This is a genomic window from bacterium, assembly GCA_030649025.1.
Lineage (GTDB): Bacteria > Patescibacteriota > Minisyncoccia > JAUYLV01 > JAUYLV01 > JAUSGO01.
Genome location: JAUSGO010000032.1, coordinates 15,366 through 30,258 on the forward strand (window position 1 = coordinate 15,366; position 14,893 = coordinate 30,258).

Below are 14,893 nucleotides of genomic sequence, written 5' to 3' on the forward strand. Positions count from 1 at the left end.
CCCTCTCTTTTTTCTGTTTTCCCAGTGCTGTCAAAGATCTTACAGGCTCACTGTAGCGCTAGAGAAACTTTTTTGCAACACGGTACATGCCATACCACGTTCTATTAAAAACAATGTCATACGAGTTGGCATAGGAAAATTCATTACCCCCAAAGCCGCGCTTGAATCGAGTGATCCCGGCCCAGTGAGGATTCCTATCATCAATACCCCAAAGATCGTACGTGTCACACCCCTCTCCCTTGGCATCCCGCATGATGTACCAGTGGAGAAGGTGCGGCGCCATCACATCGCGATTTTTGTTTGAGGATGCGCCATGCAGATAGGTTGCCGTTCCGTCGTGGAACATAATAAGTGCTGCGGCAAGCGGCATATCCATATATTCTGCCACATACATTCGCACATGCGACAGCGTCTCGTTTTGTGATTCGCTGAAGGTTTTGGCAAGCTTCTCATAGTGTGCCGAGTGGTGTGACGAAAAATCGTCGCGTTCGGCAGTTTGTTTCAGCAACTCCCAGAAAGTTTTTATTCCGCTTTCTGCGGGAACCTGTTTTACTAAAACTCCGCGACGCTCGGCAAGACGTACATTATATCGCGTCTTCTCGTGCATCTCCGCCAGAATCTCGTCCTCAGGTTTTGCAAGATCGATGACAATAGTATGTTGCGGCTGGACGCTTTTTATAGGATAGGTGAGGAATTGCGAATTACGAATTTCGAATTGAGAATTTTTTACAAATGGGACATCCCAACGCAAGAATATACTGCCCTCTTCTTTTGCAATCCGCGCAGCCCTACTTAAAAATTCTTCGATTTTTTTAATCCGTAATTCGCCAATAATCGGTCCGCGGGGGCAATATAAATAATTTTTCCCAAGCGGCAGATCGTGCCGTATTAACAGCGCGCTCCACGCGCTCTCCTGGGCGATTCGACCCGGCTCACCATAAATAAAAAAAGTCCGCCGGCCAAGCGACTCTTGGAACTGGGCCCATTCTTTTGTTTGCAAAAACGAACTCTCCATAAGCTACTTGCCCAGCATCTTCAAGGCAGAGCGTATCCGCTCCTCAATTTTGGTCAGGTCGGCAGGTAATTTCCGCAGAACTTCCTGTATCTGCCGCTCGCCGTAGCCGAACTTGCGAAGCGCATCGAATACTTCCGAATCCCCGATGTTCTTTGTTCCGCCTTCATAATGTATAACTTCTCGGATCTTGTCCTTGAGTTCCGCAATCACCCTTGCGGCAAGTTTTTTGCCGATGCCCGATACGGCAGTAAGAATGCCTTCGTCGCCGTGCGCGATGGCCTCCTGAAGTTTTTGCGGGCTTGAAGCGCCCAAGATATTCATTGCGGCTCTCGGCCCGATGCCGGAGACCGTGTTAAGCAGTTCAAAAAGCATCTGTTCGTTTTCGGTCGCAAAGCCATATAGCTCCAGAGCGTCTTCGCGCACGTAAAGAAACGTGTGTAGTTTGACTTTGCCCCCTTCTTGTGGTAACGTGAGATTCGTTTCATTTGAAACAAATATCTTATAGCCCGTTCCAGCAATGTCCAACACCACGAACTTTTCTTTTTTTGACGAAAGAATGCCCTCCAAAGATGCAATCATTAATTGCATGTTACCATATTTCGAGCTGAAAATCTATGCCGGATTTTAAACTTCGAACAGAATTCAAGCCCGAGGGAGACCAATTGGGAGCCATAGAAAAGCTGGCAGAGAATTTGCAGGCCCATGTTCCCTTTCAGACGCTTTTGGGTGTTACCGGGTCGGGCAAGACCTTCACCATGGCATCGGTTATTGAGCGGATGAAAAAACCCACGCTCATCATATCGCACAACAAGACCCTTGCCGCACAACTTTATCAGGAATTTAGGGAATTCTTCCCGGGAAACTCCGTGCACTATTTTGTGAGTTACTATGATTACTACCAGCCGGAGGCCTATATTCCACACACGGATACATATATAGAAAAAGATGCCAAGATAAATGAACTTATCGATAAACTGCGGCATGCCACAACCCAATCGCTGCTTTCCAGGAACGACGTTATCGTTGTCGCATCGGTCTCGTGTATCTACGGGATCGGGGAGCCCGTTGAATACGAAAAAGCAAGCATTGTGCTTGAAGTCGGTATCCGTGTTTCGCAGAAAGACGTGTTGCGCAAGCTCGCTCGATTGCAATTTACAAGGAATGATGTCGCACAGATCTTCGGCACCTATAGTGTTAAGGGCGAGGTTGTTGAGGTATACAGTATGACCGGTACGGAGATTGTACGCATGGAGTGGAGCAGGAATGTTATTGAGCGTATCACCGTGAGGTCGGGGACCCATGAACACGAAAGGCAGACGGCTTCCGTAATGATATTTCCAGCAAAACACTTCGTGACCCCGCAGGAAAAACTCCATGTTGCCCTAGAAAACATAAAGACGGAGCTGAAAGAGCGGCTGGCAGTTCTTAAAAAGAACAACAGGCTGCTTGAGGCGCAAAGGCTGGAACAGCGCACGAAATATGATCTCGAGATGATGCGTGAGACGGGGTACTGCAACGGCATCGAAAATTATTCTCGGCAGCTGGATTTTAGAGAACCGGGCAGGCCCCCGGCAACACTACTTGATTTTTTTATCCATGCCCATAAAAAGAACTGGCTACTTTTCGTTGACGAATCGCACATGAGCATGCCCCAGGTGCGCGGTATGTATAACGGAGACCGGGCACGAAAGGAAGTGCTTATTGATTATGGATTCCGTCTGCCCTCGGCGCTCGACAACCGTCCATTAAAATTCGATGAATTCGAAAAAAAAATACCACAAACAATATTTGTATCGGCAACTCCTGCTGCATTTGAGCTCGAGATATCAAAAAAACACGTTGCCGAACAGCTCATACGTCCGACGGGATTGCTCGACCCGACTATCGAAGTGGTTCCCGTAAAGGGACAGATACCGCGGCTTATGAAGGAGGTCTCCTTGCGCGTCAAAAGACACGAGCGGGTGCTCGTGGTAACGCTTACCAAGAGACTGGCCGAAGAACTTACGGATTACCTCAAAGAACGAAATATGAAAGTGCAATATCTGCATTCGGAAGTAAAAACAATGGACCGTCCGGAAATTTTGAAGGACCTTCGCTCGGGAAAGTATGATGTGGTAGTAGGTATTAATTTATTGCGCGAAGGCCTTGACCTGCCGGAGGTTTCGCTTGTGGCGATACTCGATGCCGACAAAGAAGGATTTTTGCGGAACGAGACGACGCTTGTGCAGACAATCGGCCGCGCGGCGCGACATGTGAACGGCCACGTTATCATGTTCGCGGATGCCGTGACTGTTTCTATGCGACGTGCGATTCGTGAGACCGGACGCCGCAGAAAAATGCAGGAGCTTTATAACAAAGCACACGGCATTACCCCACGCAGCATTCAAAAAGCCATTAAAGACTGGGAGTTCGCTTCCTATAAAGCGGCGACAGATCCTTTACAGGAACTTATGAAGACGATGTTCGAGCGCGAGGGGTATAAGGATCTCAAAAACATCATCAAGACCCTTGAGAAAGAAATGAGGCTTGCGTCCAAAGAGCTTGAGTTCGAGAAGGCGGCTGTCATTCGAGATCAAATTGCGGCGTTAAAAAAAAGAAAATGACCCCGCGTCAATTCTGCTGGGGCAAAAAGCCGTTTGGGCCAGACCGTTTTCGGTGAACCGGAGATGTCTTGAGGATTGTTCTATATAATGTCCGAGTATCCATGCTATGCGGCTACTTCAAAATATCATCAACCTCCACAAACCCGTAGGTCCCACATCGCACGACATGGTGGACCTTGTGCGCCGTGCGACCGGAGAAAAAACCGTGGGACACGCAGGGACTCTGGACCCATTCGCCCAGGGCGTGCTTCTTGTGCTTGTGGGGCGAGAGATGACGCGGCGGCAAAAAGAATTCATGCAATTTCCAAAGACATACGTTGCGACCTTGAAATTCGGCGCGACAAGCGATACGGACGATTTGACAGGAAGAATTACAGAATTGCGTATTACGAATGACGAATTAAATTCGCAATCCGGAATCCGAAATTCTGTAATTGCCAATGTGCTGAATTCTTTTGTGGGGGATATCGAACAGGTGCCACCGGCATATTCGGCGGTCAAATTGAGCGGCAAGAAGGCGTATGAGATTGCGCGCAAAGGAGGCGCGCCGGCGCTTAAACCGAAAACCGTCCATATCGAAAGTATAAGGATTATTCGTTATGAATGGCCCGAGCTTGAAATAGAAGTTGTGTGCGGTTCGGGAACCTATATACGAGCGCTCGCGCGCGATATTGGAGAAGAGCTTCACTGTGGCGCATATGTGGAGAAACTTGCCCGCACCCGCATCGGGCCGTACACCATTGAAGAAGCCGTCCACCCGGAAGATCTATCTATTGCATAATTATTTGGTTGTGGTAGCATGGGCGAGAGTAAATATCTTTACTCTCGCGGGCGACTGTTTTTACATACCTCTCTTATAATAGGTCGCCCAGGAGAGGATACTATGCCGATCACTTCATCAGCAAAAAAAGCTCTGCGACAGAGCGGGAAACGACATATCCGTAACGTCAAACAAAAAAACGCCCTCAAGGCGCTTGTTAAGGCATACCGCAAAGCGGTCGTTGCAGGAAAAAAAGATGAGGCAGCGAAACTTCTTCCCGGTGTCTATAGGGCGCTCGACAAAGCCGCCAAGCGCAGGAAGATTCTTAAGAAGAACACCGCTTCGCGCCTTAAGTCACGGCTGGCAAAGACGCTTGCAAAATCATCCTAAGTTCTTAACAGAAATTGTTCAAGGATCAGGCGCGGATTTCCTTCGCCTGTTTTTATTTTATAGTCCGCCGTAAGCAGGCGCTCGTATATCTTTTTAAGATCATCGATTGAGAAGTGCGCAGATGTGTTGCGATACTGCCGGATCTGCCAGGACTGAAGGCCGATAACTGCCGGCAGATCTGCCGGACTGATGGGACGAGATTCCGCCTCTTTTACCGCAAGCATGGCCCGCAAGGCATAGGAAAGAAGACCAAGAATCTTAATAGGGTCTTCGCCGATCGCAAATACTTTTAGCAGGATACACAACATCTCCGGATGATCTTTTCTTCCCATTGCGTCAATGAGCCTGAAGCCGTCCTGCGTTATGCGCTCCCAGCCAACTTTCGCCAATTCTTCCGGGCCCGCTTCTTTCGGAGCGCGGGAGTTCGCGTTCAAATACAAAGCCAACTTTTCAATTTCCTGTGAAACAACCGCAAGATCATTTCCGTGCGCCAGGGTAAGCGTGTGTGCCGCATTCTGGCCAAGGATAATGCCGCGGCTCAAGGCTTTCTCACGCACCCATCCGAAAAGTTCCTGCCCCGTAATTGTGTTATATTCTTTTGCGTGCGCGGGCTTTTTACAAAAACGATCTATAAAAATATCCTTTCTGCGCTCTTTCGTGTTTTCAGGTATGACATGGGTAATATGCACCCGCACATTATGCGCACCAGCAATGCGATGCTGCTCGATATGTTCCAGAAAATCTTGAGCAAAGGCTTTCGGAAACGATCCGATGCGCTCTACCGAAGCAATCCGGCCGGGATCAAAAAGGCTCTGCGTCTCAAGGTATTCAAAAATTCTTCCCGGCTCTTCGTCGTCTGGCAGAATGCGAAAAACGAGAGTGTCCGGCGGGACCCCCAATGCCTCTTTGTCTACACGCAATCCTTCGCCAAGCGCTTCTTTGATACGAAACGCATCAGTGCCGTAATAAAAGAAAATCAAAATTTAAAAATCAAAAGTCAAAATTTAGGAATATCGTGAAAGTTTTCTGCAAAAACTTTCACTCCATATTTTTGATATTTGATATTTCATTTTTAATCTTACTCTGTTGTCCAACTCACATTCGTGTACGGCTCTACGATCTCAACCCAGATATTCCCCGGCAAAAACGGGATCTCGTTGCCCGCCTCGTCAAGAAACATCAGCTTCGAAGACGGGTCTTTCTCATCTTTCTTCCATGTTCCCAGGATTTCCTCACCTCCCCGATACACGGCCGCATTTCCGGACCCCGTCACGGCAACGTCGTTATATTGCCCTTCAATCTGCCTGGATGCAGCACGCATCACCACCACGTTACGAACCCTAATGCCGTCTCCGGAATTCCTGTCCCGTTCGGTGATGCCGCCCCGTATGCGCGCATACAGACGTTCATTTGGATCATACTCGTATCGCACACGGAAGGGCCCGGCATATGCTATCTCAAGACTTCCTTTCTGAATGGGTGTGCTTGTCGAAGTCTCAAGATGTGTATATATGGGTGCGCGTCCCTCAAGCCGATATTGCAGGAAACGCGCTGCCTTGAAAAGCCGTGTCATGGAAGTAAAGCCGTTGTGGGGCGCAGGAAGATTTTCTTTGCGCCAAAATGCGCCGGTGGGATTGGTTAGGGCGTCGATATTGTCAATGGCATGCTGCTTTAAGAGATCCATGGCAAAGTGAGACCCGCCCCAGTGCGCATAGAGCGCATCAAGCCCCCTTGCAAGGAAAATGAAATCATGTCGGGCCGAGCGCACCGACCCGATTTCTATAGGATCGCGGCACACGTATACCGCCATAAAGCGCGTGATAGATCCGGTGATGACGGGCATTTCAAATACCATATCTGCCTCCTCCAGACTCGAGAGCGGGCGGGCTTGAGCGTCACCCGAAAGCATGACAGCAATCGGTCGGCGCAGGGCATTGGCGCAGCGCTCTCCGGTGAGAGGATTTTGCATTTCAGCTCCCGCTGTAGATGACGAAGCGCTTAATTCGGGAGCTTCGCTCGGAAACGCAGCAAAGGAAGGCGAGGGAGTCATGGAGACTCCTCCCAGGATAGTGCGCTCCTGGCGCCTCATAAATACAAAAAACAAAACCGCGATTGCCGCGATTGCCGTTACAACGAAAATGGTCTTTTTTTGGTCTAATACTATCATGTTTCTCCTCAACGGGGCTACCTTCGACGACGGCCGGAAAACGCGAACAGCTTCTTGATGCGCTCTACAATTTCTCTGGGCGTGTACTGGGCCTTTACCATATAATCATCTGCCCCAAGCTCCTGACCGCGCTCCATGTCGCTTTTCTGGCCAAGGTTGGTGAGCATCATTACCGGAATGTGTGCGATGGTGGGATCTTCCTTGAGGCGTTTGAGAATTTCAAACCCGTTCACTCCGGGCAGAATGATATCGAGTAGCACCAAATCCACCTTTTCTTTATCGAGAACTTTAAAAGCCTCCTCCCCGTCAATTACATCGAACACGGTGAATTTTTCATCCCGCAGGCGCTTAGAGAGAAGTTCGCGCAAGAATTTATCATCCTCTACAAGAAGAATTGATTTTTGCGGATCCGTTTTTTGAGTTTCTTCCGGCATGATAGCTATATTAGCAAGTATACCCTAAAAAATTATTGTGCAAAGGGGACGGTAAAACTCACCGTGGTTCCTGCGCCCTCCTGTGACGTTAGTGCGATAGTTCCCCCGTGGCGCTCCACGATGTTCTTGGCGATATAGAGGCCAAGTCCCGATCCGTCGGTTTGCATGCGAATCACGTTATCGCCGCGGAAAAACTTTGAGTAGAGCAGTTGTAGTTGGCTTTGCGGGATGCCAACCCCGTTGTCACTTATCGTGATGCGAACAAATTTTCCCTCGGGAGATGCTTCAATCCGGACCTCGCCACCGCTTTCCGTATACGATACGGCGTTGTCCAAAAGATTTTCGAAAACAAGCTCTATCTTTTCCGGATCTGCCGCAATAGGCCCAAGCCCTTCGGGAACAAGACTTGCTACGCGGATTTTGCGCGATTCGGCTTTTGGTCTTAACGTTTCCATGACCTTGTCAACCAGGCTCCGAACATTAGCCTGGCTGAATTCGTATCCGAACCTTCCTTCCTCAATCCTCGAAACATTAAGAAGGGAATTAACCAGACGAACCAGCCGATCGGTGGTGTCCAGCCCCTGAGCAACCACCGGTTTTTGGTCTGCGCTAAGCTTGCCCAAGTCCTCTTCCATCAGCATAGCAAATGCCCATTTAATTGACGAGAGCGGCGTACGCAGTTGATGGGCCGCGATGGATATAAAATCCGACTTCATTTTATTGAAGAATGTATCGCGCGTCACGTCGCGCATAACGATCATGTGGCCAACCTCGCTCCCATTCGTATCGGTAAGTATCGTGCGGACGATCTTCAATAATCTCTCTTCCGGATATTCAAGCCGTGCATCGCCCTGTCCATGCTCGTCCGTATTCGCATTCACTATAACAAGGAGATTGGCAATGTTCTTAATGGGGTAGGCCGTCTGACGCCGAATCTTGAGTCCCAGAACCTCACGGCTTTTCATGTCCAAGATACGCTCGCCGGCCCTATTGATAAAAAGCACTCTTTGGTCCTGATCGAGTATAAGAATACCGTCCGAAAGATTCTCCACAACAGTTTCGGTAAGCTGACGCGACTGAGAAAGCTCCGCGGTATGCTGGGCAAGGTTCCGCCGCAAGACCCAAGCAAATCCCAAAGACAGCATCAGTAAGAATCCCTGCGGTATAAGCTTGGAAAGCCTCTCGATTAAAACTTCTCCGGGGACATTGCGTCCAGCGTCGTACCCATAGAAGGCAAGCGAGAGAAAAAACACGAAAAACATCATGCCCTCGGAAAAAAACACCGCTGCTTCGATGATGGTAAGAAAGTAGAGCGCAAAGGACAGCGGCCGGAACGCATCGGTAGCGAAATACGAAAAGAGCGACAAAAAAACGATATCGCCGAAAAGGCTTAAGGTCGCAATTCCGAAAACTGTTCCGGCGGAAAGCCGCTCAATGCGCGAACCGATGAGTATTCTTAAAAAGATATTGAGAAATCCATATCCCAATATAATATAAAGCGCAGGATGCCACTCCGTACCCCCCAGTCTGAAGGACTGTGTGAGAAAGGCGTGCAAAAAGAACAACACCAAGACCGCCGCCCAGCGGATCTGAATGAGGCGTTGTGCTGCCCTTCCCCGTCGCATCGATTCTTCGCTCATCTCGTTAAAAGCAGGTCGCGGTCAATGCGAGTCTGCAAAGTTATTTTATGGCAACGATTTTATTTTTGATAAAAGTATATTAATTCAACAAAGCGATTGCATTTTCCGGCGGGATGCATGGCGTAGTAGGCGGATATGTTCTATGAGTTTATGCCACTGATTTTGTTTCACCCCAGCTCTTCCCCGCCCTACATTCCGCAATCAAGGGAACGTTCAATGTTGCGACTCGCTCCATTTCTTCTCTCACGATCTTTGAGGCTACGTCCAGTATACCATCGCGCACCTCAAAAACCAACTCATCGTGTACCTGCAGGAGCAGGTGTGCGCCGTCATCCAGCATTTCTTTCTTGAGGCGCTTCTCGATATGTATCATCGCCATTTTTACGATATCCGCCGCCGTTCCCTGAACCGGCATATTGATCGCCATGCGTTCTCCCGCGCGCCTTACTGCAAAATTTGTCGAGCGAATTTCTGGAATATAGCGACGACGGCCAAAAAGCGTTTCCACATATCCGCGCGCTTGGGCCTCGGCTTTCATGGCATCAAGATATCCCTTCAGGCCGGCAAATTCCCTGAAATATCCGGCTATGAACTCTTTGGCCTTTTCAAAATCAACCCCGGCCGTTTCGGAGAATGCCTGCGGTCCCATGCCGTAAAGCACTCCGAAGTTGAGCGTCTTTGCATGCATGCGCATGTCTTTGGTAACCTTGTCTGGCTTTGTGCCGAAAATAAGTGAGGCGGTTCGTGTATGAATATCTTCTCCGCGCAAGAACGCATCGCGCATTACCGGGTCTCCTGAAAGATGCGAGACAATACGCAATTCAAGCTGGGAATAGTCGGCGACAAAGAGCGAGCGCCCCTTCCCCGCCGTGAACATACTGCGTATCTCGTTCCCGAAAGCGCCTCGAATGGGGATATTCTGCATATTCGGGTCCTGCGAAGAGAGGCGTCCGGTGGAAGCCCCAAGCTGCATATAGGTGGTATGAACCCTATCCTTCTTGTCGACAAGGCCGGGCAACGTATCCAAATACGTTGTCTTTATTTTGAAAAACTCACGGTAGGAAAGTATCTTGGGCACAATAGGGTGAGCGCTTTTCAATTTTTCAAGCTCCGAAGCTTGGGTGGAGATGGCGCCCCCCGCAGTCTTGCGGATGCCTTTTATGCCGATCTGCATTTTTTCAAAAAGCACTTCGCGCAGTTCTTTTGTAGAATTGACGTTGAAGTCCGCGCCGGCAAGTTTATGGATATCCTTTTCAAGTCCGGCAAGCTCGCCCGCAAATCGTCCGGCAAGCTTTTGCGCTCTTTCTATATCAACACAGATGCCGCGCTCTTCCATCTCGGCAAGAATGCCGATGAGCGGCATCTCTATTTCATAAAAGACCTTCCCTAATCCCTGCTTTGTTATTTTTTCTTCAAGTACGCCTTTTAATCTCCCCAGATACTCATGGAGGCGCCAAGATTCTTGGGCGTCGTCACCCGAAATACGATGCTCTGCACCAAGTTCCTGTAAAACCGTCATCGCAAAAGAGCTATCCCGGGCGTTGGAGCGCGTAAGAAGATAGGCGATCTCGGTATCAAACACAAATCCCCGGAATGTCACACCCTCCTTCCGCAGGGCATGCCACAAGGACTTTGCTCCGTGGCAATATTTTGGAATAGCCGGGTCCTCTAACGTGCGGACGAGGGCCGGAAATTTTTTAAGGGATTCCTTGAAGTTGAAATATCGAACGTCGTCACCCATGCCCAATACCAGAAGGCGAGGAAGAGAGACTCCCAGGAGCATATCGGTTATCAGGGAGACCCCCAGGACCCCATTATTTTTTTTCTGGATTTTTTTTAGAAATTCCTCGTCAAGCGGTTCCGCGGATTTCTTTACGCTCGTTGCGCTCTGCGTAGACGCAGATCCGGCATCCTCCCGCGCTTCTTCGTCCCCGATGTGGTCCAGGCGCTCCACAAGGCTCACGAAGCCGAATTCCCTGAAAAGTTCCACAACGCGGCTACGTTCGTACTGCGCGCGACTCGTATTCTCGAGCAAGAACTCGAGCGGCACATCACAGTTAATGGTCGAAAGTTCGCGCGAGAAAAACGCCTGATCGCGATATTCAAGAAGAAGTTTCGCAAGATTCTGCGTAAGTGGTTTTTTCCAGACCGTTTCCCTTGCGGTCTTTTTTCTCTTGGCCGCATCCGCCGACTTTCCGGAACTTTCCTTTTTTACGTTTGCTTCCAAAAACACATAAAGTTTCTCGAGCGTTTCGAACTCCTGCAAAAGAGCGGAGGCTGTTTTTTCTCCGATTCCCGGCACGCCCGGGATATTGTCCGAGAGATCGCCCTTTAAACCCTTGAAGTCCTTGAGCTTAGAAGATCCGATGCCGAATCGTTTCTGTATCTCGTTCTCATTATAAATGAATGCCTCCTTAAGGCCGGATTTGAGCGTGTAAACCCGCGTCCCTTCGTTCACGAGTTGCAGTGTATCCAAATCCCCGGTGACGATAATACAGGAAATACCCTTCGTCTCGGAAAGCTTTTTTGCAACAGTTCCAATGACGTCGTCGGCCTCAAAGCCCTGTTTTTCCAGCACCGGTATGCCAAAAGCCTCAAGCATTTTTTTTACCAGAGGAATCTGCGCATACAACTCATCGGGAGCTTTTGCGCGCGTCGCTTTATATGCCTTATAGGCTTTATGCCGGAACGTGGGACCGGCAAGATCGAATGCCGCTGCCACGTAATCGGGTTTGAGTTCGCGCAGCACCTTAAGAAGCAGTGATGCATAGCCATAAACTGCGTTCACCAGTTCTCCTTTTGGAGAGGTGAGCGGCGGCAAGGCGTGGTAACTGCGGTGAATGACCGCGTTTGAATCAATGATGACAAAAGTTTTCTTTGTATGGACGTTTGGCATGAAAAAACTTTACAATTTTTCCAAGGAGGAAAAAAAGACGATGCGGCGGGTCCCCGGACCCGTATGCGAGAATTTGATAGTAAGGCGATGCTTAGGAAGCAGGCGACGCAAGCGATTCCCCCACTCAATAAGCACGATTGCATGGGAATCGGCAAAAATGTCGCCAAGACCCAGCGTTTCCATGTCGCGCGAACGTCCAAGGCGGTAGCAATCAATGTGAAAAAAATTGCCGATGCGGCCGAACCGGTACTGTTTGATCAAAACGAAGGTGGGGCTTAAAATATTTTTCGCAACTCCCAAGCTCCGCGCAAATCCTTTGGCAAACGTCGTCTTGCCGCTTCCCAAATTTCCCTCGAGCGAAATAACAAGCGCATGCGGCAGACGGTTTTTGCAGATCGTTTTAAGGGCTTCCTTCGCAAGAATTTTTCCAAGTTTTTTGGTTTCTGAGGCGCTTTTTGTTACGACCCTCATATATAACATGCTACCATGCCCGCACATTTGATAAAACAAAGACCCCCGACGATGTTCTGTCGGGGGTTAGCGAGATCGGCATTGCCGTCTCACCGATTGTTATAGAGCTTGTTGTCGTACTCCACGAGCTCCATGACCTGTTCGAAGGTTAATTCTTCTTTCTTCTTTGGAGCAGTTTGTGCCGGAGCCGGAATGCTTGGTCGGGCTTCGTGCTTTACGATAACCTCGACCCGAAGCGCCTGTTGCGCCCGGACCGGCGGAGCAGAATCGGGCCCTGCTTGCGAAGCTGGAGCACTTTCTGTCTTGGCCAGAGCCGGAGGTTCGCTGGCGGGTTCCGTTTTTGCTTGAGGAAGAAATCGGACATCAATGTTTTTTCTCTCCCCGCGCTGATATTCTCGGACCTGATCAACGGTTTGTTTCATCGGAGCGTCCCCGAGCGCAGACACAATGTCTGTCGCAACCGCTAGAAGTCCGATGCCGCCCATGACAAGAAGCACAAGGCCTGCGGTTTTTGCCTCCTTGTTTTCACGATAGCGCAGATATATACCCAGGCTTCCCAGTACCAGTGCGACAAAGGCAACCGACATCATCCGCTGTTCCACGTGCCTGAAGTAGAACAGATACAGCGTGATGACCACGGCGCTTCCGGCAACCGCGGTGAGAAGCGCGTAGGAGAAGCGTTGCGCAATCTTGTCTACGAGGCTCTCTGCTGCGCCGGTCCCGATGAACCACAGGATCGCCAGGAAGAATGCCAACACAACGCTCGGGTAGCCCGGAACGATGTATCCGAAGAATGCTTCGAAGAACGCAAGCACAAAGGCCTCTGCGACCACGAAGCCGGAAATTCTCCGATAACTGACGCCTATAACTTTCTTCCCAGCCATGCCGCTCTTGAGACGGCCGTAGACCGGAATCTCTTTGGTCAACCAGCCCCACACCTCTTCCCAGCTGGTAATGTCTTTCGTACCATGCCGCATCTTTCTGAAAAAGATTGCGGTAGCGATAGCAACGAACGCTATGCCGTTCCAGGGATAGGGCAGATAGTAGGCTGCTGGAAGAGCAACGGCGGCGCCACCAAGGAAGGCAAATCCAACAAATTGTTTCTTCGGACCGCCTCCAGCAGGCTGTTGAGTAGCTGGAGCTTGGGGACCAGCAGGAGTAACCGCGGGTTGCGCGCCCCCGCCGATATTGAGGGACTGTACGCGGTACGCCCTCTTTATCAGATACACGGCGCCGCCCACAACAGCGATGATCAAAAGGTACAAAACATGATAAATCGTCATTTTCTCATCTCCTCTTTTCTGTGAGAATTTGTTTTAAGGGGCGGCGTTTGTGCGCCGCCCCTTTGTGACCTTCGTTAATTTCTCCTTCGGAGAACCGGAGGTTGGCCAAAGTCTGCATCCTCCGATTGAGCGGAGGCCAGCTCGGCCTGAACTGACCTACTCCAGCGAATGTTCGCAAGAGCCGCAACCGTCCCATGCAACACCGCGAAATACGGCGTTGACGTGGAGGATTGTTGGTTCGAATACATTCCACCGAACACCCGCTGCGAGAGTGAGCGGCCGATGGTCTCGCGACCAAAGCCGGTTTGCACGCCGATCGTGGTAAGTTGGCTTGTAAAGGACTCGGTCCGTTTTTCGCGGACCACGATACGTACACGACCCGTCCACTCGGATTGCTTCCGGGCGCGTCCATACGGGCCGACTTCTAGTCGGCTCCCAACGCTTCCGCGGCTTACTCGTTCCGCGCCGACGGATACCACGTAGGGCGGCAACTCGATGTTGCCCCGTTCCCTGCCGATGTTTCTTCCGCCGAGTATCACCTGGATTTGCTGGATTGTTCCTGGGTCATCCACAACATCCGCTCCACAGAACATGAGGGCATCGCGGACAATCTCGATCGCCTGCGCGGTCTCCTGCCGGGAATAGCGGACATACATGGTGCGCGAAGTTGGTATTTGTGTCACCACGACCGTTTTTCCACGGAGTGGAAAGTTGTCGCCACAAATCGATTCGAGCTGGCTTAACTCCTGCGAAGCCCGTGCTTCTTGAGACGCGGATTCCTGCCGTTCAGCTTTCGCATCGCGGCGAGCGATGGCAATCGTTGCAATCGTAGCGCCAACGCCAACGCCTATCGCGAGCCCCTTTTGCCACGTCGGAACCTTCTTGCGAGCGCTTGCCGGCTCCGCAAGACCAACCAGAATCGATACAACCATTAAACCAACCAGAACTTTCTTCATGTTCGCATCCTCCTCAGAATTTTATTGTCAAAGATGGCTCTGACAGGATTTAGCTTAAATAAGCCATTTCCTATCCAATATGTTAACTATACACCCTATTTTAATATTTGTCAAGTATAACCTCGCACCAATTCCGTCGGCAAACCGTGGTATACAAAAGTCATTTTCACGGTGACGCCTGGCGGCTTCCAGCTGTGCCATACAGAGTCCTATTGGAGAATTGGTACGGGGTTTCGTTTCGTAGCTGAAATTTCCTGCAGAAATTTCAGACGAAACAT

The 14,893-nt window shown here is 50.1% G+C and carries 13 protein-coding genes; 3 read left to right on the plus strand and 10 right to left on the minus strand.

Going from position 1 to position 14,893, the window contains the following annotated elements:
* Positions 1 to 58: 58 nt before the first annotated feature.
* Both Q7S09_04875 and ruvA read right to left on the minus strand, forming a co-directional pair.
* Positions 59 to 1,015, minus strand: coding sequence for a peptidoglycan bridge formation glycyltransferase FemA/FemB family protein (locus tag Q7S09_04875; protein ID MDO8558487.1), 957 nt, complete (start codon positions 1,013 to 1,015; stop codon positions 59 to 61).
* 3 nt (positions 1,016 to 1,018) lie between these two features.
* Complete coding sequence (gene ruvA / locus Q7S09_04880) at positions 1,019 to 1,603, minus strand: Holliday junction branch migration protein RuvA (GenBank protein ID MDO8558488.1); 585 nt, start codon at positions 1,601 to 1,603, stop codon at positions 1,019 to 1,021.
* A gap of 26 nt (positions 1,604 to 1,629) precedes the next feature.
* On the opposite strand from ruvA, the gene uvrB reads away from it, so the two are divergent.
* The 3 genes from uvrB (at position 1,630) to rpsT (ending at position 4,768) form a co-directional block, all read left to right on the plus strand.
* Positions 1,630 to 3,618 (plus strand): excinuclease ABC subunit UvrB, encoded by a 1,989-nt coding sequence (gene uvrB, locus Q7S09_04885; protein MDO8558489.1) that lies wholly within the window; start codon positions 1,630 to 1,632, stop codon positions 3,616 to 3,618.
* Positions 3,619 to 3,724: 106 nt separating this feature from the next.
* Entirely contained in the window at positions 3,725 to 4,399 is a 675-nt protein-coding gene (gene truB, locus Q7S09_04890; GenBank protein MDO8558490.1) for a tRNA pseudouridine(55) synthase TruB, read from the plus strand.
* A gap of 102 nt (positions 4,400 to 4,501) precedes the next feature.
* On the plus strand, positions 4,502 to 4,768 hold the full coding sequence (gene rpsT / locus Q7S09_04895) for a 30S ribosomal protein S20 (GenBank protein ID MDO8558491.1): 267 nt from the start codon (positions 4,502 to 4,504) through the stop codon (positions 4,766 to 4,768).
* On the opposite strand, the gene holA is transcribed toward rpsT, so the two are convergent.
* From holA to Q7S09_04935, 8 genes are all read right to left on the minus strand, one after another.
* Complete coding sequence (gene holA / locus Q7S09_04900) at positions 4,765 to 5,748, minus strand: DNA polymerase III subunit delta (protein MDO8558492.1); 984 nt, start codon at positions 5,746 to 5,748, stop codon at positions 4,765 to 4,767. The genes rpsT and holA overlap by 4 nt on opposite strands.
* A 98-nt stretch (positions 5,749 to 5,846) precedes the next feature.
* A complete protein-coding gene (locus Q7S09_04905) occupies positions 5,847 to 6,935 on the minus strand; it encodes a DUF3048 domain-containing protein (GenBank protein MDO8558493.1) in 1,089 nt (362 codons plus the stop codon).
* 17 nt (positions 6,936 to 6,952) lie between these two features.
* Positions 6,953 to 7,369, minus strand: a complete 417-nt coding sequence (locus Q7S09_04910) for a response regulator (GenBank protein ID MDO8558494.1) — start codon at positions 7,367 to 7,369, stop codon at positions 6,953 to 6,955.
* Between the two features lie 32 nt (positions 7,370 to 7,401).
* A complete protein-coding gene (locus Q7S09_04915) occupies positions 7,402 to 9,009 on the minus strand; it encodes a HAMP domain-containing sensor histidine kinase (GenBank protein MDO8558495.1) in 1,608 nt (535 codons plus the stop codon).
* 148 nt (positions 9,010 to 9,157) lie between these two features.
* Positions 9,158 to 11,905: a DNA polymerase I gene (gene polA / locus Q7S09_04920; protein MDO8558496.1), complete on the minus strand. Its 2,748-nt coding sequence runs from the start codon at positions 11,903 to 11,905 to the stop codon at positions 9,158 to 9,160.
* Positions 11,906 to 11,914: 9 nt separating this feature from the next.
* On the minus strand, positions 11,915 to 12,376 hold the full coding sequence (gene tsaE / locus Q7S09_04925) for a tRNA (adenosine(37)-N6)-threonylcarbamoyltransferase complex ATPase subunit type 1 TsaE (GenBank protein ID MDO8558497.1): 462 nt from the start codon (positions 12,374 to 12,376) through the stop codon (positions 11,915 to 11,917).
* 89 nt (positions 12,377 to 12,465) lie between these two features.
* Complete coding sequence (locus tag Q7S09_04930) at positions 12,466 to 13,659, minus strand: hypothetical protein (protein ID MDO8558498.1); 1,194 nt, start codon at positions 13,657 to 13,659, stop codon at positions 12,466 to 12,468.
* A gap of 74 nt (positions 13,660 to 13,733) precedes the next feature.
* Positions 13,734 to 14,615: a hypothetical protein gene (locus Q7S09_04935; GenBank protein MDO8558499.1), complete on the minus strand. Its 882-nt coding sequence runs from the start codon at positions 14,613 to 14,615 to the stop codon at positions 13,734 to 13,736.
* Positions 14,616 to 14,893 lie beyond the last annotated feature (278 nt).